The sequence below is a fragment of the Rhizobium sp. PRIMUS64 genome (assembly GCF_023006465.1).
GTDB classification, from domain to species: Bacteria; Pseudomonadota; Alphaproteobacteria; order Rhizobiales; family Rhizobiaceae; genus Rhizobium; species Rhizobium leguminosarum.
In genome coordinates this window covers 1-2235 of record NZ_JALBGX010000271.1, presented here as the reverse complement: position 1 = coordinate 2235, position 2235 = coordinate 1, and the positions used below count along the sequence as shown (strand labels likewise).

Genomic DNA, 2235 nt, shown 5'->3' with positions numbered 1-2235 from the left:
CGGCCTCCGGCCGCCTGCTCGTCGGCCACCTGCCCGAGCAGGAGCGCATCGAACTGTTCAAGCGCTGCGCCCGCTCTTCACCGACCGGCCGCGCCGAGATCGATCCGGGTACGCTGTCGGAAGCCGCCGGCAAAGCCTTCGAGTCGCGCTTGTCGATCCAGGCGGGGGAATCCGATTATGCGGTTGCCTGCATCGCCTCGCCGATCTGCGATCGCGATGGCCAGTGCGTCGCCACCATTTCCATCGTGCTGCCGGAACAGAAGGCCTTTTCCGACGAGAACCACTATACGGCCCATGTGCGTAGTTCAGCGGAACGGATCGAAAAGCTGATGGGCTGGCGCAACCGCTGAGCATTGCGCTTTTCAGCGGATCCTACCTGTAGGAATAGCCGTGGCTGTGGCGCACCAGCTTGCGCGCCCGCGGCACATAGCGGCTGGCGGCAAAGGCATCGGCGCCCATCACGGCATAGCGCGGCTCGAACAGCTTGGTGAGGACCGAGACGTCGCCGTTGGAATCCGTCGCCTCGAGATCGGAATCGACCAGATCGAAAACGGTGAATTCCGCTTGCGAGCCGACCGAAAGCCGGTTCTCCATCGACAGCTTGATGACGGATGCCGGCGCATGGGTGACGGCTTCCACCACCTTGTCGAAAGGCATGCCGACGCTGAGCAGCTTCGACATCGTCGTCGCCAGGTCCCAGACCGGGAAGTTCATCGAATGGCCGTGCAGGTCGGTCGAGATCGAGAACGGCAGAAGCCCGCGCGCAATCGCCGCCTCGGCGACCTTGAAGGAGAAGGAGGCGCCGCCATGGCCGATGTCGAGACGGATGCCCTCGGAGGCGCAGCGCTCGGCGAGATTGAAGAGGTCCTCGTCTTCCATGATGCTCGACCCGGCCTTGCCGTTGAAGCAGTGGGTGACGACGTCGCCGGGGCCGAGGATCTCGAGCACTTCGTCATAAAGCGCCGGCGGCTCGCCGACATGCACCATCATCGGCACTTTCAAAATCTTGGCGATCTTCTTGCCAAGCTTGACCGGCGTGACGCCCCAGGACCCGGTGATGACATGGCTGGCGCGCACCTTGATGCCGACGATGTGCTCGCTGTTTTCGGCATAAACTTCGAGGATGCGGTCGAGATCGATATCGCGGATATCCCGCAATTCCGCGACGCGGTTGCAGGCCACAAGACCGATCGAGCCGAGATTGAGGAAGGCCTTGATGCGCTCGCGCGAGGGCTCGATGATATATTCGCGGAAGCCATGAAAATTCGCCTCACCGGCCGAACCGGCGTCGACCAGCGTGGTGACGCCGCGCTCGACGCCGCATTCGGAGGGACGGATGGAAATATCAGTGCCGCCGTGCCAGATATGCACGTGCAGGTCGACCCAGCCCGGCGAAATGAAGGCGCCCTTGCCGTCGATGCGCGTCACATCTTGCGAAACTGAAAGCGACGGACCGATCTCGGCGATCCTGCCGCCGGCATTGACGAGAATGTCGATTGTCCCCTCGGATGTGCCCGCACCGAAAGCGATCGGTTTGACATTGGTGAGGAGAAGCGGCTTCTTCGCCTGGTCGCCGGGCATGACATGCATTCCTTTCGAAGTCTCGGACCGGGATCGCTCCTCGGTCATCCGTCTGCGGGTTGCTCTGGAAGAGTAATGAGGAAGCTAGAGATGGCGCCTCAGGGCACCGCATCGCCATAATTCCATAATTATGCTATATAAGTCTTTATAATAGAATAAAGCTGAGGACGCCGCTGTCAAGAAAAATGACGTGGCCGTCACCACTGAGGAACGTAAGCGGTGCGCTCCTTCCGAAGCGCGCCCGTTTCGAAGATCCGATAAATTCGCGTTTGTTTTCAATCTCGAAGGATCGAATAGTCAAGCCGTTCCAGGTGATCCGGATCGGCGATGGCGTCGATCGCGGCGATCCTGCCATCGGCGATCGTCAGCGCCACCACCACGCGGAGCTGGCCCCCGATCTCGACGACGAATCCGAGCTCACCGTCGACGACGGCGATTTCCGCCGCCTGCGCCCGACCCTTGAAGGCTTCGGCCACGTGAGCTGCGCCGCGCATTTCGCCAATGGTGCCGAAGCGGGCCGCCGTCGCATCGGGCCGGAAGACGACGTCAGGGGCAAGCACCGCGATTAACGCCTCCAGATCGCCGTTGCGCGACGCCGTCAGAAAGGCCTCGGCGATCGTCCGCTTGCGGCCGAGATCGACATCAGGTGCCTCG

At 62.0% G+C, this 2235-nt stretch carries 3 protein-coding genes; 1 reads left to right on the top strand and 2 read right to left on the bottom strand.

The features are described from left to right. Positions 1-350, top strand: a 350-nt coding sequence (locus tag MOV76_RS38945) for an IclR family transcriptional regulator C-terminal domain-containing protein (protein WP_309506930.1), incomplete at its 5' end; no start/stop codon positions are given. A 22-nt stretch (positions 351-372) separates the two neighbouring features. On the opposite strand, the gene MOV76_RS38940 is transcribed toward MOV76_RS38945, so the two are convergent. Both MOV76_RS38940 and MOV76_RS38935 read right to left on the bottom strand, forming a co-directional pair. Next, a complete protein-coding gene (locus MOV76_RS38940) occupies positions 373-1581 on the bottom strand; it encodes an amidohydrolase/deacetylase family metallohydrolase (RefSeq protein ID WP_193446898.1) in 1209 nt (402 codons plus the stop codon). Between the two features lie 275 nt (positions 1582-1856). Continuing rightward, positions 1857-2235: nuclear transport factor 2 family protein (locus MOV76_RS38935; protein WP_408988013.1), on the bottom strand; the 379-nt coding region annotated here is incomplete at its 5' end.

Coding starts and splice junctions, on each gene's coding strand:
- MOV76_RS38940 (WP_193446898.1), bottom strand. CDS start 1,581: ATGCCCGGCGACCAGGCGAAGAAGCCGCTTCTCCTCACCAATGTCAAA.